This window comes from Micromonospora sp. L31, from assembly GCF_052068075.1.
GTDB lineage: Bacteria > Actinomycetota > Actinomycetes > Mycobacteriales > Micromonosporaceae > Micromonospora > Micromonospora purpureochromogenes.
In genome coordinates this window covers 22,053-44,297 of the sequence record NZ_JBQHDC010000016.1, presented here as the reverse complement: position 1 = coordinate 44,297, position 22,245 = coordinate 22,053, and the positions used below count along the sequence as shown (strand labels likewise).

Genomic DNA, 22,245 nt, shown 5'->3' with positions numbered 1-22,245 from the left:
GCGTCAAGCTCCTGATCAGGCCAAACGTCAAAAGCGGCGTGAGGTAGGACACGAAAGCCTCCTGGTTGGCGGAGTGGTTCTCGACAGCTCCACTCCACACCGGAGGCCTTCGTCATCGCGCAGATTCAAACCGTGTCGTCACACGGCCTCAACCAATCTCCCTAGGAGTACATCTAGGGCGAGGAGACCTTCGCCCACCCCAGATAGTTCGCATGCGAGTAGATGTCGTATCGGGCGACGGGCTTCCATTGGCCATCCAGCCCTTGGGTACCGACCGCCGTTGTGCCGCCGATGTAAATCGCGGTGTGGCCCCACTGGGTTTCATTCCACCAGACTGGGTCACCGTAGCGCGGGATTCCCGAGCGGGTGAGTCCGGCGTTGGCGTAGTAGTTCCACTGGTTGATGGCATTTGCCAGGTAGTAGTTCACGCCTGCATTGCGGTAGGCGATTGTGGGAAGCTTCGCGCAGTCGCCGGACCACTCACCAAGCTCGCCGGGCCTCCAATCGTATGGCGAGTACCAGTAAGCCTCTGATGCCCGGGTTTGACCGATCTGTGCGATCGCCCAGTCGGCGGCGCGGACTCGGGGCAGGTCGTTGCAGTTCGGTACGGCGGTTTGGCTTCCTACATACGAACTGTGCACGAACCCTTCGCGCGTGTCGCTCAGCTCTAGCAAGAACCAGCGATTGGAATAGTAGGCGCCGGTTGCCCAGGAACCGTCTCGCCAGCATTCCATCTTCGCGGTGGTGGAGCTTCCGGTCGTACCTACGGGGCTGCAGTTACCGTTGTTGGTGTCGACGCAAGGCCGCAGGTTCACGCCGGACACTACCGTGGATGAGTAGTAGGCGGCCTGCGCTGGTGCGGCGGAGGCCACCATGCCGATCATTGCTGCTGTCAGGCTAACCACCGCCGTTGCGAGGCGCCGGCCAAGTGTACTTCCGACGTTCATGTGACCCTCCCACATCCTGAATTTCTTTCTCGACGCCGTCTAGGTCGGCGACGAAACAGCTGGTCAGCTGTTCTCGCAGCCAATGATGGGGTGGCAACGTGGCATGAGATGGGTCAGTTGCACCGATCATCGCGCGTGCAACAAATCAACATCTGACGTCAGATGGTGAGCTGAGCCCGCCATGTGATGGACTCGAAGAAGCTGGGGATGCCCTGCTGGCCGACATGATGCGACACCATGCCGGCGTACGACCAACTTGCGTCTAGTGCTCTGACCACAAACGTTGGCGGTGTTGGTGACACGCCGGCCTGAGTGAAGGGCTGGGCCGGCGTGGGGCCGTCAGGCTGTCGGGGTGGCAGAGCCGGTTCGGGTACGTCGATTAAGTGATCAAGAGGGTCAGCGGCTGCAACGTCTGGTGCGTCGGGGCACCGGCTCCGTCGTGCGGCTGCGGCGGGCGATGGTCGTGCTCGCCTCAGCTGGCGGCAACAGTGTGCCGGTCATCGCCCGGCTCGTGCAGGCCGACGAAGACTCCGTTCGGCAGGTGATCCACCGGTTCAACGAGATGGGCATGGCCAGCCTGGACCCTCAGTGGGCGGGTGGCCGTCCCCGCCGGATCAGTAGCGACGACGAGGCGCTCATCGTCGCGACGGCCAACACCCGTCCCGTCAAGCTGGGACGGCCGTTCACCTGCTGGAGCGTGCGCAAGCTCGCCGAATACCTCGCTGACAACCCCGATCGGAGGGTGATCATCGGGCGGGAACGACTACGGCAGGTGCTGCGCCGCCACCAGATCACCTTCCAACGCATGAAGACGTGGAAGGAGTCCACGGACCCCCAGCGGGAGCAGAAGCTGGCCCGTATCGAGCACGTGATCGAGCACTTCCCGCACCGCACGTTCGCGTTCGATGAGTTCGGGCCGCTGACGATCCGCCCGCACGGCGGCGTCGGCTGGCAGCCCAAGAGCCGCCCACGCAGGCTCCCGGCGAACTACCACAAGCTGCACGGCGTGCGGCAGTTCCACGGCTGCTACTCGATCGGCGACGACACCCTCTGGGGTGTGGTCCGCACACAGAAATCGGCGGCGAACACCCTCGCCGCACTCAAGTCGATCCGGACCGCCCGCCCTGACGGCGCCCCGATCTACATCATCTTGGACAACCTGTCCGCGCATAAGGGCTTCGCGATCAGGCAGTGGGCGGCCCGGAACAAGGTCGAGTTGTGTTTCACCCCGACCTACGCCTCCTGGGCCAACCCGATCGAGGCGCACTTCGGGCCGCTACGCACCTTCGTCATCGCCGGCTCGGACCACCCCAACCACACCGTCCTGGCCCGCGGCCTGCACGCCTACCTGCGCTGGCGCAACGCCAACGCCCGCCACCCCGACGTCCTGGCCGCCCAACGCCGCCACCGCGCCCGCGTCCGCAGCGAACGACACCGCCGCTGGGGTCAACCCGCCAGCCGAGCCGCATGACCAACCCGGCCAACGTTTGTGGTCAAGGCACTAGCGGGCGAGGACGGCGACGGTTTCCCCGAGCAGCAGCGGCGCCCCGTCGGGGCCCTTGATGTATGAGTGGATCCAGATCCGGTACGCCTGGCCGTCGGCGCTGACCAGGCGCCGCCAGTGCCCGCGCACCACGAACCGCACCCGGTAGTGCCACTTCGCTTCCCCTGCTGTGGGTGCGGCGACGGGGTGGGTGCGTCGGAGCATGACCACGCGGGTGTCGTGGCGGAGGCTGGCGCGCAGGGCACGTCGGCGGGCGGGCCGGTCCAGGGGTGGGGCGGCGACGGTGGCGATGGGTTGTTCCTGGATGCGCCAGAAGGCGTAGAGCACCGCCGCGACTGCCCTCATCCGCAGCGTGGACTCGTCGATGCAGAACCGGCCGTCCGGCGCGGTCTCCCAGTCACCGTCGACCGGCGCAAGGTTTCCCTGCACGGCGGTGATGGGGGTGCCGATGGGGATCTCGGCGAAGGAGTTCAACACGTACGGGCCGAGCTGCGCGGCAAGCTGCGGTGCTTCGGCGAGCTGGTGGCGGCGGCGTGCGGCGGCGGGGTCGAGGGGGTCGTCGCGGTCGGCCCACCCGGTGATCCACCAGCCGGTGCGCCCGCTGTTCGGCGTGTGGAACTTGGCCCAGGTGATCGCGCCGATGGAGGTGACCTGCCCGTGGACGCCGCGTTCGTAGATGGGTTCGGGTAGGAACAGCACCCCTGCGTCGCTGGGGGCGACGTCATTGCTCACGACGTCGCCGGTCAGGTCGAGGGCTTGCGCGGCGGCGGCGATGATCGCGGTCATGGCCGGGACGAGGACGTAGGGTTCGCCGTCCTGCCACGGCTGATGCGCGACGCGGCTGAACACGCCGAGAACGTCGTCCTGCTGGTCGGGGTGATCGGCCTGCTGTTCGAGTTGGGGTTCGAGGAACGCCTTGAGGTACTGCTGGGCGAACCGGCCCCGGCAGTACTCGGCCATGCGCAGGCGCAGATCGACTGCCGCGCGGGCGTAGCCGGCGAGGGTTGACTCGATACGGAAACTCACGGTCCCTCCATGGGCGTGCGGAGGCCGGCGACTGGTACGCCGCCGGCCACGGGAAGCGGTGCCGCGACGGCGGCGATGCGCGGGCCGTCGTCAGGCGGCCCGCGCCAGCGGCGTCGGCTGTGCCGGGGTAGGCCGGAACCAGCCGGCGAACCGTGCGACGGATGCGGCGACTCGGGCCCGGCCCCGGGCGGGCAGGGTGGGTCGGGTCGAGGCCTGGCGGGCGCGGTGGGCGTCACGGGCCGGCGGGCAGGGGTACGCCTGGCCGGTGCAGCGCAGGTTGGCGCAGCGGCCGGGTGCGTCGGGCTGGGGTTGGTGGGCGGCGGCGACATCGGTGGCGAGCAGCCACAGCAGGACGTCGTGACGGTGCGCGGTATGGCGCGACGGTGCGGCTCGGTCAACGCGTGTTGCCCCTTCGGTCGGGTCGGGCCAGCTCGGGTGGCCGCCACCCCCCGGCCAGCGGTTGTGGGGATGCCGCTGTCGGGTCCGCCAGGGGTGGCGACCGGGTGCAGTGACGCTCGACTTTCCGCACCGATCAAGTCGTCGCCTCGCCTGCCCGGGATGCCGAGCGGGTTGCCGCTGGGTTAGTCGTCTTGCTGGATAGGAAGCAGTCCGACGCGGTGGGGTCGTCGTGGCGGTAGTCGGCGAGGCCGCGGTCGTAGTGGGCGGGCTGGCCGCAGTGCCGGCAGCGCACGGCAGCGTCTACAACAACCCCAAGAGCAGCTGAAAAAGGAGATCGACCGCGCGCACCGGCGTCGTCGGGCCCTCCCGGAACCGACCGGCGATCATCGGCATCGTCGGCGCCGTCCTAGCCGAGCAGACCGACGAGTGGACGGAAAGACGCCGCTACATGAGCCTGGAACTTCCGCCAAAGCCCGACTCGTCCTCGTTCAGTCACACCAAAACAACGCTGGCCAGGCCAACCGGACCCCGACCGCCGCATTACATCAAACCGGATCCCGCGATGGTCGTCTCCTACACCATCACCATCACCGTCAGTGCCGTGACCCGCTCCCGCGATGGGATTGCATCCCCCGATTTCGCTGCAACCAGTGCCCTACCCGCCCGCCCCAATCCTTAGCCTGTGTCAGTGATGAAGGCACGGGCGCCGCCGGCGAGATAGGAGGGGCCGTGACTGGCACCTCGGCAGACCGTACAAGCGCCTCCTGCTCACCACGGGCGCCTCCCGCATGCGAGAAGTTCCAAAAATGAGAACAACGCATGACTCTGGCCCTTTGCGCTAGCTTCCGTCAACCGATGATGGCAAGCGCCCCAAGCAAATCCCACATTGAAAGGATCCCACATGTTGAATTTCTCAATGCGGCGTGCTCTGAGCGTCCTGACGATCGCCGCCGCGACGACGGCCACCTCTGTACTCGGGCTCGGCTCGGCCGCGGAAGCGAAGGTGGTCTGCTCTGCGGGTACGTGGGGCGGCAACCACGGCTGGGGTGACTGCACGGAGAACTCGGTTCCCGGCCCCCGGAAGTGGCAGTTGAAGACCGCGTGCTCGTGGGGAAGCACCGCTTCCAGTGGGATCATCACCGGGCCGGGTCACGTCGACACGACCTGCCCCTGGCCGCAGTCCGCGAGCTACTCGTACATCGTGTACTACAACTGACAGGTCCGGCGGAGCCCAGGCGAATCCCTTACCGCTGAGCCGACGGCTGTTTCCACGGATTGGCGCAGCGCCAAGGGCTCAGAACGCCCTCGGACCTCCTTCGCGATCGCCGAACCCGCAGGGATAGCCGCTTTCCAACGAGCCAACCGGTGGGCTGTCACGAGGAAATGACAGCCCACCGGAGCAGCTCCGAACGGTCGGACCTGGAGATGATCGAAGCGCTCACCCAGCTCGATTTCGACCATCGGGTTAAGTGTCAGGATCGAAATGAGCGATGTCTCCTGTAGAGAAATAAGCAAAAGGTTGATTCGATCAATGCCATCGTGCACCGTGTGGGCGTGTCTCCCACCAACGGATCGCGCCACGTGGGCTGGTTGTTGCGGACCAACCGGCGGCTCGCTAGGAACTCCGACTTTCAGGTGGCACGAAACTTCGCTCGCGCTTTCCGCACGGATGCAGAGCCCGGACTTGCGCCGTCACAGATCACCCGGTGGGAGCAGGGCACCACGACAGCCAGCCGGGAAGTAGTCCGCCGATACGAGCAGCTCCTGGGAGCGTCCCCCCAGTCCCTCGTCGTTCTTGGTGACACGATACGCCGCAGCGAAGCAACCAGGCCCCTCGAAGTCACGCCCGGCCGGTCCGACGACCAGCGGTTGCTCTACCAATACCTCGACCGAGTCCTTGCTCCCGGTGAGATGGCGGGAGCCGACTGGGCGATGCTGACGGAGCTGATCGCCGGGCAACCGGCCCTGGTGCTCTATCCACCGCGGTTGTGGTGTGCGATCGCCGAGCAGGTGCTGAGCGAACTCGTGGTCTCGGAGAACAATGCATGGCTGCAACGGCAGGAGGCACTCAGCCGCCTGTTGGAGCACCCGATCGCTCGTCCCCACGTTGTAGCGGCATGCGTTGCCCTGGCTGAAGACCGCTCTTCGCCGGCTGTCATCGAGCCCGTTTCGCTCCTCGACGTGGTAGCGCACGGGGACGGAAACAGGTACGTCCTCCGACAGATCGAGAATCCGAGCAGCGATCGCGCTCGCTACGCCGGCCTGCTGGCCGCGGTGCGGAAGGTACGCCATGGCCACTTCACCGGCGACGAACAGGCCCGGCTCGCCCGCGTCGTCCAACAGGCAGTGTCCGACCCAATGCTCGATGCGGCGACAGCGCCGCTGCTCAGCCAGGTGGCGACGTTACTCGACCGCCGCATGGCTGGGCAGTCAGCGATTCCGCGACGCCGCTGGGTGCCGCAGTCAGACGCATTGACCGCCGCCGGGACGGCGGAATATCCGCCGGGTGCGTACTCGGTGAGTCAGCGCATCGCCGACCTGGCACAGTGCCGCCTGGACGACGATCGCCACGGTCGAGACGCCGTGCTGGCGGAACTCGTCGGGAAGGCGCTGTTCGACGCCAATCCAGATGTGCGTCTGATTGCCACCATGCTCATCGCCGCGACCCCATACCGTGACGCCGTGGCGGCCGCACTGCTGGCCCAGCTCCAAAGCGACCTGTCCCGCCGGGTCGAGGAGATGGCTGCGTCGGCGTTGGGCATGTTGACCACGTTCGGTGTCGACATCCACCGGCCGCTCATGCGGACGATACTGGTCCATGACGGTTCCAGCGCGGGCCTCCGCCATGCCGCAGCCTGGGCCACACCCCATTGCGCTGGAACGTATCCGCTCCGCGTCTGGCGTCAGATACTCGCCGAGCAACAGGGGGCGTGGTTGCGGAGGCCCTCGGCCATGGGCGAATCCATCCTGCACGGCATCGCCTACGGCATCGGCACAGACCGACATCACGAACTGCTGGCAGAACTACGGCAACGCGGCGACCTGCCCGATGCCGTCCGGCGGACCGCGCACTGGCTGTTGTCCTCACCGCCACACTCACCGGCCTGACGGGCCTGCCTGACCACACGCTCACGGTGACCGAAGCGTCCGAGCCAACCAGACCCGGGGCCGACCCGACGAAAAAAAAGCCTACGGCGGCTCCGGCTTGCTGGATCTGATCGTCGCCGTGGGCGCGGTGGGCCGTGGGCATGTCACAGGGATCTGTCCCGGGAGTTCATGCCGGCGGAAGCCAGTGGTTGTGGATGTCCTCGTAGCGCAGCGCGTCGACGGCGGCCGGGTCGTCCAGGAGGGTGACCAGCAGGGCGCCGTTGGGAAGTCGACGCGTGTGGGTGGCGACCTCGGGCAGCGGTGGTGGTGGCAGACGGTGGCCGGGACCGAGGTAGGTCCACCAGCCGAGTTCAGCCGGCCAACCACCGGCGGGGTGCACGGCGTCGTGGATGCCCCGGTGCCATATCTGATCACTGGACCATTCGTCGAGGACTCGGCCGACGTGGGCGTTGAGACGCTGCGCGACATCGAGCCACAAGCTGGTCAGGCGGCCGTGCAGGTCGCGGAAGGTGTCCGCCTCGGGTGTCGGGCGGCGGTAGGAGAAGCATGCGTCCAGTGCCCAGACGAGGCGCCCGTCTTCCCAGTTGACGAAGATGTCGGTGTCGCCGTTCGTCCAGAACTGACCGTGCTCGGTGCCCGTCGCCATCGCGGCAAGCGCCGTGTTGGGGTCCTCGACCGTGCGATGGTCGGCGTCGGGATTGGTGAACAGGTTGATGCGCCCATCAGGTCGCTGTGGGTACAGGTTCCGCTCGGCCGCGAGGGCATACAATTGAGGCAGAGCCGATTCGGCTGCCACGGGTACCCACAGTTCCCAGATCCAGTCCGACCCCACGACCGCACAGTGTGCCGATACGTCTCCAGCCCGAGCAAGCCGATCACAAGATCTGCTCGTGCCGGCACCAATTTGTCGCTCGGCCTATTCTCGCTTACTCATCCAGATGGCCGACCGCTGCGGACCCGGATGCGATCCGGACGGGTAGCCCCAACGTTGCAGCGCCTGAACTATCAGGCGGCGCTCGGCGCCGGAACACTCCGCCTGGTCGTGAGCGGGAAGGCGCGTGCCAGCAGCCCAGCGAGCCCTCGCGGATGGAAGACGGTCACCACAAGCACGGCACAGGCAAGCAGTCCAGGCAGCACGCCGAGGGTGCGCAGCGCGACCGTGGCGACGGCGGCCGTACCGAGTCCGAGGCTGAAGGGGACGACCAGCAGCAGTGCGCCCACCCGCGCCCGGGCGAGCCCGTCGCCGGCCCACCACCCCGCTTGCAGCCACAGCATCGTCGGGATCAGGACCACGCCCATCCCGTACAGGGTGAGCGCCACCGGGCTGGTGAGGAACCCGAGCGGATCGAACTCGCCGGCCCGCCATGCTGCCGTGGTGGGCGCGAAGAACCGCCGGTACCCGGTGCCGTCCCAGCCGTACGCCAGCACAAAGAACATCGCGAAGTAGCCCAACGGCATCTGCAGCCACGAGAGGTACCGGTGCCCGCTACGCCACAGGTGCCGGGCCACGCAGTACCCGACGATCCCCTGGGTCACGTTGGTCATCGCGAAGGTGGCGACCAACCAGGCTGGCAGGTCGGCGGTCGTCGGCGCGGCGTGCATGGTCTCCCAGCCGGTGAACTGCCACACCAGCCACAGCCCGCTCGGGGCGAAAACACACGACAGGAACAGCACTGTCGTGGTGAACCGGCGGTCGGACAACAGCGGGCGGACCGGTTCGGCGACGGCCGCGCGGGCGGCCGCCGTGCCGAACCCCGCGCCGATCGCGTACGACCAGAAGACGTCTACCTGGACCATGCCGCTCCTCCTAGGCTCTCCCTAACGGGCGATTCCGTCGAACATCAGCGCGACGACGGCACGAATCCACCGGTCGCGCAGCCGCTGCGGATCATCGGTATGCGTAACCTGGGCGGCACCCTCGAAGATCATGCCGTTGATCACTCGCGCGGTCGTGTCCACGTCCAGGTCGGGGCGCAGGAATCCCTTGGCCACCCCGTTTCGGAGGTACGACGCGGTGTACTCGGCGAACATCTCGTGGGCGGCGCGCAAGCGCTCCCGCAGTTCGTCGTCGACGGCGCCGAGGTCGTAGAAGACCAGCCGGCCGAGTGCCCGGTCGGCGACGAACAGCTCGTACAGCCGGTGGCCGAGGCGCTCCACCTGTGCCCGGTACTCGGCCAGGGACTCCGTGGCCGTCGCGTCCTCCGCCATGACCACCGCAGCGATTCGCTCGAGCGCCCGGTTCAGCACCGCAGCGGCGACGTCGCGCTTGTTCTCGAAGTACCGGTACACGGTGCCGTGCGCGATGCCCAACTCCCCGGCGACGTCGGCGATGCCGGCGGCGGCGTAGCCCTTGCGGGCAAAGATCGAGTGGGCCGCGTCGAGGATGGACTCCCGGCGGTTAGGGTCAGCGGTACGGGCCATAAATGAATGACACGTCATTCCCTTAACCCGCGCAACCCCCTGCGATGGTGCGTGGCAACGGATGTCGCGGGGTTGGCCTGGGTCGATGGATGCGAGAAGCCGCCACGGCTGACGCCATCCGCCAAAAGTCCCACCCAAGCCCGAGCGCGGCATCATCCATGTGCTCTCCAACGCGCCGGACGGCCCGCTCAACCCTGTCCCTGTGCCGGGCAGGATGAGCGGGCCGGATCCGGCTCAGGCGAAGTCGAACACGAGCGGGAGGGCGAGGAGAGTCCAGGCCCAGACGGCATACACGATCACGTAACGGGTCTGCCAGTGTTCCAGGCGGGCGAAGGGCAGGCGGCCACGCACGAACCCGAGGAACAGCCATGCCGACCACGCCAGGTTGGTGAGCAGGATGACGTTTCTCACCCAATGCCGCGGTCTTGTTGGGACGTTCAGCCGCACGTACCGGCTGCTCGCCGACACCGGGTGGTTGCTGACGTCGGCGGTGTTGCCCCGGGCCGGCACCACGGTCGTCCAGGTCGAACCGTCCGTCGACACCTGCAGGTCGAAGTCGCGGGTGTTTCCAGGCGCTGTCCTCGCCGCCGGCGCCGGCGTGGCGCAGGGTGAACGACTGGATGCTGTGGCTGGCGCCGAGATCGGCGCGGAGGAACTTGGTGCCGCCGAGCGAGCACCACTTGTCGGTGCGCCCCCCGGACGCGCTGCCGTTGACAGCCTTCTCCGGCCCTCCATCACGGCCCCGTGCTTGGGTAGCTGACCCAAGGGGCGGAGTTACTGGATAGTCACTTCTCTTGCTGGCTCAGCGCCGGTCTCGGCGGTGGTGCTCGTTGATGCGGGCGGAGGTCTCCTCGCCGAGCCGGACGTAGATACCGAGGGTGGTCAGGTGCCGGTGGCGGGATTTCGCCTGTAGTTCGGCGGCGCTGCGGCCCTTGGCGGCCAGATGGGTCAGCCCGCTGTGGCGCAGCTGGTGCAGGGTGTACCCGACACCGTGCGGGTCATGGAGCTTGGATGCCTGCTTGAACAGGTACTCGGCGCGCGGGTAGGACAGTCCGCCCCGGCCGGTGTCGGGGCAGATGTCACCCAGGGCCGGCGCGCGGCGGCCGGCGGCGGGAGCGCACCGGTCGGCGAGGAACACCGGTCCGGCGGTACGCCCGGTCAGCAGGCGGGGTAGGAGCCGTGCGGTCGGGGTTTCCCAGTGGACGTAGGCGCGGTCGCCGCCTTTCTCGGTGACCAGGGCGCGGCGGAACTCCATGTCGAGGTCGGGCACGTCGAGGCCGAGGATCTCCTCGGCGCGGGCGCAGGTCTCGTAGAGCATCCGCCACAGCACCCGCTCGCGCAGCGGGTTGCGGTCGTCGCTGAACAGCCGGTCGAGGCGGGTGATACCACTACTGGGCAGGGCCGAGCGGGCGTGGAAGGCCGCCAAACTTCTCGCCGACCTCGGCCTGCCCGACGAAGAGGTGATCGGTGCACTGACCGCAGCACTCAACCGGCTTGACGGACCAGACCAGCTGTGGACGGCTCGGGCACTAGCCCGGCTCGGCCGGCTGGATCTGATACTCGACCACGCAGACCGACTTCCCCAAGAAGCGGTGGTCACAGCTGTCGCCGCCCCTTACACGAGCTTCCGTGATCAGGGGCGGACCCCGCTCGCCTTGAACTACCGTCCCCTCGAAGACGTCCTCACGAGCCGACCAGAGTATGCAACAGCCCTGGCCGAGGAATTGAAACCAGGCACCCCGCCGTGCCGCATCAACACCGACGAGGTCGACGAAGCCCTTCGCGGCCTGCAGTCAGAACACGTCCTCGTCCGCCGACACGCCGTGGACGTCCTCGGCGAGCGCCAACTCGGCCGTGCAGTCGGCCGACGGATATTGCCCGCGCTCAGCAACGCGATGGTGCACGATCCGGATCCGACCGTGCGTCGGCTGGCGGTTCTGTCCCTGCGGTGGTGGCAACGCGACGCCCACCCCTACGTGGACGTCGTCCGGTCAGTACTGGACGACACCGTCGGCGAGGTGCGCGCCGCTGCCGCTGATTGGATCCGCGAACGCGATGACCTTCTCGAGACCGCACGTGACATCAGCCGCTGACGCACCTTCGCCGCTGGCCGCGGATCAACAAGGTCAGGTGTGCGCATCTGCCGCTGACAAAGCGCGGGGTCCGCGAGCGCGCTCGTCACCGTCCGTTCCCACTGTCGTCGGGTGGCTCGCCTCGTACCCGCGGGGCGGACCTGCGTTAGGCAGACTGTCCCGGCTGACCGAATGAGGCGGGAATCGGGGGAGCAGGTTGGGAGCAGCCGGGTGCACTGAACGGCGTTGAACTGCATTCAACGGCACCGAATGGCGCCCAACGGCGTACGCCGCGACCTGCGGTCTTGCGTTTTCGCAGGTCAGAGCGGGCGGAGCGTCCTGCTTCACACGGAGTGCTCCACGGTTTTGGGCAGCAATCGACCGCATTCTATGTTGCCTGGTGGGGGAGTGTGCGGAGGTCAAGGCGGTAAGGAGCTGCTGGATGCCTTGGCCTTGCGATTGGGAGCAGGTTGGGTGCAGGTCGGCGAAGTGGTCAGCGCCCCGAAGTGCTCACCGAGTTCGGACAGAGCAGAGGGCTCCAACCTGCGGTGATGCAGTCGAGCGGTCTGGCGTGACCTCCCAGAGAACACCGAGGAGGTCAGGCTTTGTGGCTCCCCGCTTGGCTGGTGTCGTTGTCGTCTGGATCCCGCTGACGCCGGCCACCAGGGTTTCGTTGCATCGACGTGTGACTCTGGGTGGCCCCGTACAGCCTAACCACCGCGCCGCTCCGCCCTCGGCCCGCAACAGCAAGACGACCCGCCGGAAGTGACGGCGCCACCTGCGGACCGCGCAGAATCAGCAGGATTCATCTGCCGACGAAGCGAAGATCTCGCAAGCCCTCAGCGATTGTCTCCAGCAGGGACAGTTCCCTTCCGGTGGAGGCATCGGGTCGTGGCGTGACCAACGGTCCCCGCAACCTCGCCGAGAACCGCGACGTCTGTGACCAACACCGGCGGCGGGCTGGAGGCGGCGGAGGATGGCATGAGGGAGTGGCAAAGATCGCACCAGCCATACATCGATTTCATTGTCATGCCGTCGTCGGCCACTACGATCGATACAGTGTCGCGTTACAGACTGTCACCCCGCGGATCGACGCCGCCGCGCCTCCGCACGGCCTTGAACGGCACCTCGCCTCTCGGCACGTCCACTGTGGGGCAGGTCCTCGAAGCTCCCGCCGAGCTGCCGCCGCTGCGGGGGCGTGACCACGAGCTCACCGCGGTGGCCGAATTCCTCGACGCCCTCTCGATGCGCCACGGTGCGGCCATGCTCGCCGAGGGCGAGGCCGGGATCGGGCGCAGCGCGCTGCTGGCACGTGCGGCGGAGCTGGCGACCTCGCGGGGATACGCCGTGGCACGGGTGGCGGCGGACGTGCTCGAACAGCGCATCCCGCTGGGTGCCGCGCGGCAGGTGTTCCAGACGCTCGATCGTGACCGGTCCGACTCGTGGCCCGGTGGCGGGTCGCTCGGAGTCGGCGGGCTGTACGAGTTCTTCGACCGGTGGTGGGCGGTGGTGGCCCGCACGACGTCCCACACGCCGCTGCTGATCGTGGTGGATGACCTGCACTGGTCCGACGATCTCTCGCTGCGGTGGCTGGCCTACCTGCTGCGCCGGTGCCAGTCGACGGCGGTCGGGGTGCTCGCGGCGGTGCCCGCCGGGGAACGCGCGGGGAGACCCCTGTTGGCCGAGGTGACCGGGCGGCTGCGTCGTCTCCCGCTGGCCGGTCTCGACCGCAGGGCCATCGCCCGGGTCGCGCGCGAGGCGTTGACCACCGAACCCGACGAGGAATTCGTGGCCGTCTGCCAGCACGGCACCGGGGGAAACCCCCGGCTGCTCCACGAACTCCTCACCGAGATCATGGCGCGTGGCGCCCCACCCACGGCGCTGACGGCCCGGCGGATCGGCGAGTTCGCCACACCGGCGATGGCGCACTCCCTGCTCGCCCCGGTGCACCGCGCGGATCCCGCGGCGACCGCGCTGGTGCGCGCCGTCGCCGCGCTGGACGGCTCAGCCGAGCCCGACCTGGCGGCGCGGCTGGCCCGGCTCGACCCGGGACGGGCGGCGCAGGTCGCGGACGGCCTCGTCCGCCGCCGGATCTTTCGCGACGGGCACCCGCTCACCTTCGTCCACCCGCTCCTCGCCACGGCGATCGCCCGGGAGATCGGGCCGGCGAACGCCCGGCGCGCCCACGCCCGCGCCGCGCGGCTGTTGCACCAGGCGGGTCGCGACGACACCGAGGTGGCCGCGCACCTCGTGCGCGCGTCACCGGCCGGTGAGCCCTGGGCCGTGCCGGTGCTGCGGCAGGCGGCGCGCGCCGCGCTCGCTCAGGGGGACGCCACGACGGCGGTCGGGTACCTGCAGCGGGCTGTCCGGGAGCCTCGGGTCGGACAACCCCACGCGGACCTGCTCGCCGAGCTCGGGGCCGCGGAGCTCCTCGTGGACATGCCCACCGGGATGAAGCGGCTCGCGACGGCGCTGGCCGCGGCCGACGACGAGGCCACCCGCGGGCGGGTGGTATCCGAGCTGGCGAACGGTCTCCTCGCCGGCAGGAGGGGCGCGGACACGCTGGAGTTGCTCGACGGGGCCGCCGAGCGGGTCGCCGGTCGCGACCCGGAACTCGCTCGGCGCCTACAGCTCCAGGCGCTCTGTGCCACAGTCTCGGATCTGACCCAGGCGCCGGAGCTGGACCGCCGCCTCGGGACACTGGCGCTCGGTGAAGACTCGGGACCAGCCGTGCGGCGGGCGGTCGCCGCGGCGCGTGCGGTGCAGGAAGGCCGTCTGGGCATCTCGGCCGCGCGTACGGTGGCGCTGGCGCGGCAGGCGCTCGCCGCCGGGCCGCCCGGCTGCTACGACGAGGTCATCCCCTATTGGGCCGCCGTCGTCTCGCTGACCCGGGCCGAGCACCTCGACGCCGCGCCGGCGTTCTGCGCGGACGCCGACCGAAAGGCGCGCGAGCTGGGCTGGCGGCTCAACGAGGCGCTTGCCGCCGCCGTGCGGGGCCGGGTCTGTCACCTGACGGGTTACCTGGTCGATGCCGAACAGTTCGGGCGACGCGCCTTCTCGCTGATGGCCGAGATCGGTGCCGACCCGGACAGGTCGTGGGTGCTGCACGGGTCGATGCTGGTGTACGTCCTCATCGAGCGCGGTCGGTTGGACGAGGCGGAGGCGCTGCTCGGCCGGGGCGGCTTCGCGCCCGGCGCGAGCGGCTCGACGTGGCCGCTGGAGCTGCTCGCCGCGCGCGGTCTTCTGCGGCTGACCCGTGACGATTTCCGCGGTGCGCTGGCCGATCTCCACGAGTACGGCAGGGGGCTGGAGAGCCTCGGGGTGCGCAGCGCCGGGTACGAGCCGTGGCGCGCCTGGGCCGCGCTCGCGCACTACCGCCTGGGCGAGGCGGCCGAGGCGCGGTGGCTCGCCGCCGAGCAGCTCGAGCTGAGCCGCCGATGGGGCAGCTCCCGGGCGCTCGGGATCGCCCTGGGGGCGAGCGGAGTGGTGACCGGCGGCGCCGAAGGGATACGCCTGCTGGGGGAGGCGGTGCTGACGCTGGAGGCGTCGCCGGCCCGACCGGAACTGGCCAAGGCGCTCCTGGACCATGGCATCGCGCTGCGCGACGCGGGGCGGAGATCCGACGCGCACGAGCAGTTCAGCCGTGCTCTCGCCCTCGCCACCAGGTGCGCGGCCGACTCGGCGGCCCGCCGAGCCCGCGCCGAGCTGCGATTCACGGTCCCCGTACCGGGCATCCGCCGCGCGGGTGGGGAGCCATCCTCACGCCCTGACCGGGCGCTGCTGGTGCGGTGCTTCGGCGGCTTCCACTTCGAGCTCTCCGACCGGCGGCTGGACTGGGCGGCGATCCGTCCCCGGGTGCGCACCCTGCTGCGGTTCCTGGGCGTACACGCGCAACGGCCGGTCCACCGGGAGCGCATCCTGGCGGCCCTGTGGCCGGAGTTGCCCACCAAGGCGGGTATCCGCAACCTGCACGTGGGCATCTCCACCCTGCGCACGTTTCTGGAGCCGGGAGTGGGCCGGGCAGCGTCGCGGTTCATCCGCCGCGACGGTGAGTCGTACCTGCTCGTCGTCCCCGACGGGGGCCTCTGTGACGTGCGGGTCTTCGAGGAGTCGGTGACGACGGCGCGTCGGGCCCTGGCCGCGGGCCGCGTGGAGGTGGCGGCGGACGGGCTGCGTGGCGCGCTCGCGCACTACTCGGGTGACCTGCTGCCCGAGGACGGTCCGGCGGAGTGGGTCGTCGTCGAACGCGACCGGTACCGGGTGATGGCCGCCGAGTCGGCGGCGGTGCTCGCCGGGATCGAGCTGGACGCCGGGCGGCACGACGCCGCCGTCGACGCGGCGCGCCGCAGCGTACAACTGGACCGGTTCCGCGACGAGGCCTGGCGTACGCTCGCGTCGGCGTACCGGGACAGCGGCGACGCGGCGGCGGCCGAGCGGACGTGGCGCGCGTACGAGGCCGTGCTGGAGTCGCTCGGCGTCACCGGGGAGGCGGGCAGGGACCCCGACGGCAGGTCGCGCGCTCCGAACCCCTTCCCCCGGACGCTGCACGCTCACGGGCGCTTGAAGAACTCGACCTCGCCGAGGGCCACCCGGCGGCCACGCGCGGCGCCGTAGTCCGCACCGATGGTGAGACGGACGCGGACCACATCGCCGACGACCCAGTGGAACTTCTGCTCCCCGGGCCGGTCCGCCAGGCGCAGCGTCCTGCGCACCTGACGCCCGTCCTGCGTCCAGGCGGTCAGCTCCAGTTGTGCCGGGCGTGCCTGCGTGAGGAACACCTCCTGCTCGGTGGCGGCGCCGGCATGCACGATCAGGTCGAGCAGCCGGAACGGTGCGGGGAACGTGAGCTCCACGTACTCGCCCGCGGCGGCACCGGTCGTCGCCGGTGCCCAGTACCGGTTGCTCAGCCCGTCGGCGACGGACGCGGCCGGGTGCCCGCGTGCCGAGCTTGAGGCCTGCACCGAGACCGGGTGCACCGGTTGGGGTTTGGCGATCCGGTCGCGTACCGCGTCGGTGGCCTTGCGACCGAGCACGACGGCTCCGTACCCGAGGCCGGCCAGGAGCGCGAGGACGAGCAGCCAGGTGAGCAGCCGGCCGAGCAGGCCCCACCGTCGGCGTTGTCTCGGCAGGCGCCAGCGCCGCCACCACGGCGGCCGGGCAGCCTGCTGCGCGGTGCTGACGAGGCTCGCGCCGCAGCGGCGGCAGAAGCTGCGTCCGCGTGCGTTGCCGGTGTCGCACACCGGGCACAGGAGATCGTCCGGGCCGGCGCCGTCGTCGGCGTGGGTGCGTACGGTCGGTCGGCGCGCCGCCGGGCGCGCCGGTTGCACCGCGCTCGGCTGGTCGGCCGTGGTCGGTTCGTGACCGTTCAGCGGGTCGGGCGGTCCGGCGCGATCCGGCGATCCCGGGGCTGGCGGCGGTGGCGCCGCTGCCTCGAGCGGCGGGACCGGCGGCGGCGTGGTCCCGGGTGGAGCGGTGACCGCCGGCGCCGTGGCGGGCGGCAGTGCGGAGGTCCCCGCACCGTTCTCCCACGCGAGGAACGTCCCGCAGACGCCACAGAACGCCTCACCGACCGTCACCGGGGAGCCGCATTCGTCGCAGATCCGGGCCGACACGTTCACCCCTCCGCGGGCGTGGAGGCGTCCGGTGCCCCGGCCCCCGCGACGTCGACCGTGTACCGCACGTGCGCCGGCCGGTTGGCGTCGACCAGCTCGCGCAGCCGCGTCAACGGCACCATGTGCTGGTCTTCCGGCCGTACCCGGACGGTCACCTCGGCCTGCGGCGAACCGGGCAGGTCGGCACCCGGCGTCGGCGACCATGCGGTGCCGCCGCTGTCGGTCACCTCGACGGTCACTCCGAACGCCACCCGCACCTGCTCGGTGAGGCCCCGCGGCGTGCCACGCATGCCGTGCAGCCGCACCGCGCGCGCCACCGCCTCGCGGCGGCGCTCGACCGGCCAGTCCTGGTCCACGGTCGCCGCCACCCACCCGGCGAGCCAGTCGACGAAGTCGGTCGGCCCGAGCCGCGGATCGACGTACGCGGCCAGGTTGTCCAGCGTCGCGTAGACCGGGGCGACCACGTCGTCCAGCGCGGCGAGCAGGCGTTGGGCGAACTCGTCGGCGGCGTACATCGCCGGCAGTTGGCGCGCCAGCGGATGCGGTGTGCCCAGTCCCTCGACGGCCCCGCGCATGTGAAACTCCCTTCCGTCAGCGCTCGTGCACGCGGACCTGGTGCTCGTACGAGAACACCAGGGCGTGCCGGTCGAGTTCGATGCGGGCCACCGGGTCGCCGCGGCGCCCGGTCAGCGGGTCGGCGGGGAAGAGCCGGACCTCCTCCACCAGTTCCGCGCCGGGCAGCCGGTGCAGCACCCCGAAGACCTCGCCGGAGTGCACCGGCCGCCCGAACGGCCATCCCGTCCCGTCCGGCCCGCCGCGCAGCGGACTGAGGTACGCGTACAGTGCCGCGAGCGCGTCGGCGTGCAGCCGCTCCGGGGGTGCGTCCGGGCGGGCGACGAGCCGGGCCACCACCGTGACGCCCTGGTAGTAGGGGGGCTCGACGACCAGCCGGGCACCGATCGCGCGGCGCTGGTCGAGATGCCCGGCGATGCCGGCGAGCATGTCGTCCGGCGGGATCAGCTGCTCGAAGCGGAGCCGTTCGTCCGCGTCTGCCGTCGCCTCGGGCACGACGAGCACGCGTACCCCGCCGGCCTCGGCGCCGTCACCGGCCGGCAGGCACCGGATGCGGGCGGCCGCGGGACACGCCTGGTGCGCGAGGGACTCGTAGTCGCGCGCGGTGACCGCGCGGTTCTGCGCCCGCAACTGCACCGGCCCTCGCAGCTTCGCGCTCTCGACCGTCTCGCCGTCGACTCCGCCGGCGGCCGCCTCCCGGTTCTCCACCTCCGTCACGTACGGCACGGAGGTGCGCAGCACCGACAGCGCTCCGCGCGCCACGTTGCCCTTGCGGCCGCCCCCCGTGCGGTAGCGCCGCACCCGCAGCCGGGCGCCCTTCGCCGGCACCGCCCCGTACCGCAGCAGCGAGCCGTCCGGCTGCCGGACCGCGGGGGCGAAGGAGACCTCGCCGGCCGTGCGGTCCACCACCACGTGGCGGTCGTGGGGACCGGACGGGCCGAACGCGTCGGTCTCGGACCACTCCTGCCAGCCGTCGCCGTCGGAGACCTCGACCACGAACGGCTCGTCGTGGGGGATGACCGGCGTTCGTGCCACGGTGAACCGCTGCCCCGGCACGCCCTCCGACTCGCCCAGCGCCTCGCCGAACACGGTCTCGGCGTGGACGGCGTCGACGGTGCCGCCGACGGTGAACGCGGTGGCCGCCCGCAGGGTGGGCGAGGTGGAGTAGAACGGCTGCCCCGGATCGGCCGGTACGACGCGGCAGCGCAGCCACGCCGCGTGCCGGCCGGCGACGACCGAGGTGGTGTGTGTGGCCGGCACGTGCAGCACCACGTCGCCGGGCTTGTTCAGCCCTCCGGTGTCGTCGCGGTCGACCTCGCAGGCCGTCCAGTCCGCGCCGTTCCACGCCTCCCACACCAGCGGCGGCTGCCGGGGGTCGACGCCGATCCCCTCGACGCGGCTGTCGAGGCTCAGCACCACCGCGCACGACGGCACCGCGGCGGACAGGCCCACGAGCATGGCGTCGCCGACCGCCGGCGTGGGGGAGAAGGCGGCGACGTCACGGCCGTCGAGCAGCTCGTCGGTGAGGTCGACCGGCCGGCCGTCCGCCGGATGCGTACGCAGCCGGGTGAGTTCGCACGGCACGATCGTCAGGTCGGCCGAGGTGGCGAAGACGATTGCCTCCTCGGTTTCGGTGCGCACGGTGCCGACCTCCGTGCCGGCCCTCAGCACGACCGGCTGCGTCTGCGGAGCGGACAGCCAGAACGTGACGTCCGCCCGGGCGGCGGTCGGTGGGAACAGGGTGACGCCGATCAGGTCGAGGAACGCCAGGTAGGCCTTGTCCGGTACCCGGTTGAGCCGGTAGAGCAGCTGGTCGACCATGTGGGCGAACGCCTCGATCAGCGTCACCCCCGGGTCGGAGACGTTGTGGTCGCTCCACTCGGGGCAGCGCTGCTGGACGAAGCGCTTGGCCTCGTCGACGAGCTGCTGGAACCGGCGGTCGTCGAGGTTCGGGGCGGGCAGCGGCATCAGGCAGTACTTTCCTCGGCGGGTTCGTCGTGGGTGGGGATGACGTAGAACGGGAAGACCAGGTTGCGCGGGTCGTTGGTGCCGCGGATGACGTAGCGGATGTCGATGTAGAGGGTCCCGGCCTCCTCGGCGTCGAAGTCCACCACCACGTCGCGTACCTCGATGCGCGGCTCCCACCGCTCCAGCGACGCCCGCACCTCGAAGGCGACCTGCCCGGCCGTGTTCTCGTCCGCCGGCGCGAAGACGTACTCGTGGATGCCGCACCCGAACTCCGGCCGCATCGGGCGCTCGCCCGGCGCGGTGCCCAGGATCAGGTGGATCGCCTCGACGATCTCGCGCTCGCGGGTCACGAGCGCGATGCCGCCGGTGGCGTCGGTGCGCAGCGGGAATCCCCAGCCCGCCCCGATGAACTGTTCGGCCACGGCTAGCCTCCGATGATCACGTTCGGGGCGCCGGTGCTGATCGTCGCCTGACAGGTGACGCGGTCGCCCCGACGGGCCGCGGGGAAGCCGCCGATGAGCACTTTGCCGCTGGTCGGGGGCGGCGTGGCGGGCAGGACGAGGTTGCCCTGCGCCAGGTACAGGTGCAGCTGGCAGACGCACAGGCTGCCGACCACCGCCGCCGGCTGGCCGGCGATGCGCACGCTCGGTACACCGAGCAGCGGCGAGCCGGCGTTCGCGGGCAGCCCCGGTACGGCCGCGCCGGCCGGTACCCCCAGCGTGCCGTTCGGCGGCCCGGGGGTCAGCGGGGTGCCGAGATGGCTGACGGGGTCGTTGATCCGGGCCGCCTGCGGCATGGCTCCTCCTCTCCTGGCGGACACGTCAGTTGATCCGCACGATCGGTGCCTTGATGTCGACGTCGGCGGTGCCCGACACGGACACCGAGCGTCCCGTCAGCGTCAGCGGGCCCCGGCCGGCGTCGAGCGTGATGCCCTGCCCGTTCACCACCACCTCCTGCTTCGCCTCGATCACGACGCTGCCGTCGCTGCGCACGACCACTGACGTGCCCGCCCGGTCGAGGTGGACGACCAGCTTGTCGGCGCCGCTCTGGGTGGTGAGCCGGATGCCCTGGGCCGCCTGCGCCGTGCTGCCGTCGAGCAGTTCCACCCAGTTGCCCCGCCGGGACCTGCGCCCGCGCGAGCCACCCTCGCGGGAGGCCAGCGAGCGCCGGTTGACCGACCCGTCGGCCGGGTTGACCAACGGCAGGTCGTGCGGGCTGGGCTTGTCGACGCCGTTGTAGAGGCCGCCGATCACGTACGGCCGGTCGAGCAGCCCCTGCTCGAAGCCGACCAGCACCTCGTCGCCGACCTCGGGACTGATCACCCCGCCGCCACCGACCCCGCCGAGCTGCACAGTGCGGACCCAGTCGGTGACGTACTGGTCGGAGAGCCACGGGAAGCGCAACTTCACCCAGCCCTGGTCCCGACGCTCCGGGTGCCGGCGGTCCAGTCCGGCCTTCGTGTCGGTCACGATCCCGATCGCCAGCCCGGGTACCCGGGTGACCCGCGCCGCCGCCGACGCGCCGGCGGCGAGGCCGTACGACGAGCGGTCCTGCCGCCCGCTGACGGTGAGCCAGGTTTCGTAGAAGCTGGCCGGGCCGAACACGTGCCGGCTGGCGGTCGTCGTGTACTTGCCGGCGAAGGGGGCGCCGACGTCCTGCAGGGTGAGCGGTGTGCCGGCCCGCAGTCGCGGGTTGCCGCGAATCCCCACCTCCAGCTCGGCGAAGGCCGACGTCACGTCGGAGGCGAGCGCGGTGGCGACGGCCTTCACCTCGGCGTCGGTGCGGTACGGCACGTCGGTGACCAGCAGTTCGGCCTCGCCGAACGGCCGCACGACGTCGCGTGGGGTGACCGAGAGCTGCAGCTCGTCACTGGTGGCGGTGACCCCCTGCCCGCGCAGCTCCTTGCGCTGCTGGACGTCCCAGCCGCGGACGGTGACCCGCGACAGCTGCCCGACCGAGGTGACCGTGGAGCGTACGGCCAGCAGGTTCTCGTTCATCTGGACCACGTACGGGCTCTGGCGCGCCGGCGTACCGGCGCCGGGCGCCGTGGCGGCCCGCACCGGCCGTCGGAACGCGAACGTCCCGTCGATCATGACCACCTCGGCGTCGTTGTCGACGGCCAGCATGCGCAGGAACTCCCAGTCCGTCATGTTCGGCTGGGTCACCATCTCGTAGACCGTGGTCGTCGGGTCGATGCGCCCGACTCGCAGTCCGGCCTTCCTGGCCAGCTGCGCCGCGATGTCCGACGCCTTGCTGTTGAAGTAGCTGGCGACCCGGCGGCCCCGCATCAGCCGGTGCGACAGGTCCAGCGCGCGGATCGTGGTGAACGTGCCGGTGCCGTCGAACTCGGTCTCGACCGTGACGACCTCCCCGGTGAACAGCTGCACCGGGGCGGGCTGGTCGCCGGTCCGCGCCGCGGCGGTGAGCTTCGTGCCGATGGTGATGCCGAGTTCCTGCAGCATCCGGCTCTTCTGGTCGCGGTAGCGCAGCGTCGCCGACGCCGGCAGGTTCGTGCTGTCCTCGATCGAGGCGTGCACGAGCCTCGTGTCCCACGCCGGCGGCAGCTCCCGCGGCGCCTTCACGACGAGGTAACTGGTGTAGTTGCCTTCGGACAC

Annotated in this window: 18 protein-coding genes and 1 pseudogene; 6 read left to right on the top strand and 13 right to left on the bottom strand. The window is 70.3% G+C overall.

Annotated elements, in window-relative coordinates:
- Window positions 1-173: 173 nt before the first annotated feature.
- Window positions 174-884, bottom strand: coding sequence for a hypothetical protein (locus ACTMS9_RS28450; protein ID WP_441149431.1), 711 nt, complete (start codon window positions 882-884; stop codon window positions 174-176).
- 415 nt (window positions 885-1,299) lie between these two features.
- Here ACTMS9_RS28450 and ACTMS9_RS28445 point away from each other — a divergent pair, with 415 nt between their 5' ends.
- Window positions 1,300-2,418, top strand: coding sequence for an IS630 family transposase (locus ACTMS9_RS28445; protein WP_441166441.1), 1,119 nt, complete (start codon window positions 1,300-1,302; stop codon window positions 2,416-2,418).
- 30 nt (window positions 2,419-2,448) lie between these two features.
- Here the strand turns inward: ACTMS9_RS28445 and ACTMS9_RS28440 are convergent, their stop codons facing one another.
- Window positions 2,449-3,477: a hypothetical protein gene (locus tag ACTMS9_RS28440; RefSeq protein WP_441166440.1), complete on the bottom strand. Its 1,029-nt coding sequence runs from the start codon at window positions 3,475-3,477 to the stop codon at window positions 2,449-2,451.
- A gap of 708 nt (window positions 3,478-4,185) precedes the next feature.
- Between ACTMS9_RS28440 and ACTMS9_RS28435 the strand changes: the two are divergent.
- The 3 genes and pseudogenes from ACTMS9_RS28435 to ACTMS9_RS28425 all read left to right on the top strand — a co-directional run.
- Window positions 4,186-4,339, top strand: a pseudogene (locus ACTMS9_RS28435) (IS256 family transposase); the annotation flags it as partial.
- A gap of 453 nt (window positions 4,340-4,792) precedes the next feature.
- Window positions 4,793-5,092, top strand: coding sequence for a hypothetical protein (locus ACTMS9_RS28430; protein WP_441149434.1), 300 nt, complete (start codon window positions 4,793-4,795; stop codon window positions 5,090-5,092).
- Window positions 5,093-5,808: 716 nt separating this feature from the next.
- The gene (locus ACTMS9_RS28425; RefSeq protein WP_441149435.1) at window positions 5,809-6,984 is read left to right on the top strand and encodes a hypothetical protein; all 1,176 of its coding nucleotides are present in this window, start codon (window positions 5,809-5,811) and stop codon (window positions 6,982-6,984) included.
- A gap of 166 nt (window positions 6,985-7,150) precedes the next feature.
- Here the strand turns inward: ACTMS9_RS28425 and ACTMS9_RS28420 are convergent, their stop codons facing one another.
- The 5 genes from ACTMS9_RS28420 to ACTMS9_RS28400 form a co-directional block, all read right to left on the bottom strand.
- A complete protein-coding gene (locus ACTMS9_RS28420; protein ID WP_441149437.1) occupies window positions 7,151-7,816 on the bottom strand; it encodes a hypothetical protein in 666 nt (221 codons plus the stop codon).
- Window positions 7,817-7,989: 173 nt separating this feature from the next.
- Complete coding sequence (locus ACTMS9_RS28415; RefSeq protein WP_441166439.1) at window positions 7,990-8,781, bottom strand: hypothetical protein; 792 nt, start codon at window positions 8,779-8,781, stop codon at window positions 7,990-7,992.
- Between the two features lie 21 nt (window positions 8,782-8,802).
- Window positions 8,803-9,405, bottom strand: a complete 603-nt coding sequence (locus tag ACTMS9_RS28410; protein WP_172894321.1) for a TetR/AcrR family transcriptional regulator — start codon at window positions 9,403-9,405, stop codon at window positions 8,803-8,805.
- 234 nt (window positions 9,406-9,639) lie between these two features.
- Window positions 9,640-9,948, bottom strand: coding sequence for a hypothetical protein (locus ACTMS9_RS28405; RefSeq protein WP_441166438.1), 309 nt, complete (start codon window positions 9,946-9,948; stop codon window positions 9,640-9,642).
- A 259-nt stretch (window positions 9,949-10,207) separates the two neighbouring features.
- On the bottom strand, window positions 10,208-10,831 hold the full coding sequence (locus ACTMS9_RS28400) for a site-specific integrase (RefSeq protein WP_441166437.1): 624 nt from the start codon (window positions 10,829-10,831) through the stop codon (window positions 10,208-10,210).
- A 34-nt stretch (window positions 10,832-10,865) separates the two neighbouring features.
- On the opposite strand from ACTMS9_RS28400, the gene ACTMS9_RS28395 reads away from it, so the two are divergent.
- A complete protein-coding gene (locus ACTMS9_RS28395) occupies window positions 10,866-11,498 on the top strand; it encodes a HEAT repeat domain-containing protein (protein WP_441166436.1) in 633 nt (210 codons plus the stop codon).
- Between the two features lie 1,128 nt (window positions 11,499-12,626).
- A complete protein-coding gene (locus ACTMS9_RS28390; RefSeq protein ID WP_441166435.1) occupies window positions 12,627-16,091 on the top strand; it encodes a BTAD domain-containing putative transcriptional regulator in 3,465 nt (1,154 codons plus the stop codon).
- Here ACTMS9_RS28390 and ACTMS9_RS28385 read toward each other — a convergent pair.
- The 6 genes from ACTMS9_RS28385 to ACTMS9_RS28360 form a co-directional block, all read right to left on the bottom strand.
- Window positions 16,028-16,804, bottom strand: coding sequence for an NADase-type glycan-binding domain-containing protein (locus ACTMS9_RS28385; RefSeq protein WP_441166434.1), 777 nt, complete (start codon window positions 16,802-16,804; stop codon window positions 16,028-16,030). The genes ACTMS9_RS28390 and ACTMS9_RS28385 overlap by 64 nt on opposite strands.
- Window positions 16,805-17,091: 287 nt before the next feature.
- Window positions 17,092-17,664, bottom strand: a complete 573-nt coding sequence (locus tag ACTMS9_RS28380) for a phage tail protein (protein WP_441166433.1) — start codon at window positions 17,662-17,664, stop codon at window positions 17,092-17,094.
- Between the two features lie 16 nt (window positions 17,665-17,680).
- On the bottom strand, window positions 17,681-19,630 hold the full coding sequence (locus ACTMS9_RS28375; protein ID WP_441149446.1) for a putative baseplate assembly protein: 1,950 nt from the start codon (window positions 19,628-19,630) through the stop codon (window positions 17,681-17,683).
- The gene (locus ACTMS9_RS28370) at window positions 19,630-20,052 is read right to left on the bottom strand and encodes a GPW/gp25 family protein (RefSeq protein WP_210777623.1); all 423 of its coding nucleotides are present in this window, start codon (window positions 20,050-20,052) and stop codon (window positions 19,630-19,632) included. Before ACTMS9_RS28370 ends, ACTMS9_RS28375 begins: the two co-directional genes overlap by 1 nt.
- Before the next feature lie 2 nt (window positions 20,053-20,054).
- Complete coding sequence (locus ACTMS9_RS28365; protein ID WP_441149447.1) at window positions 20,055-20,426, bottom strand: PAAR domain-containing protein; 372 nt, start codon at window positions 20,424-20,426, stop codon at window positions 20,055-20,057.
- A 25-nt stretch (window positions 20,427-20,451) separates the two neighbouring features.
- Entirely contained in the window at window positions 20,452-22,245 is a 1,794-nt protein-coding gene (locus ACTMS9_RS28360; protein ID WP_441166432.1) for a VgrG-related protein, read from the bottom strand.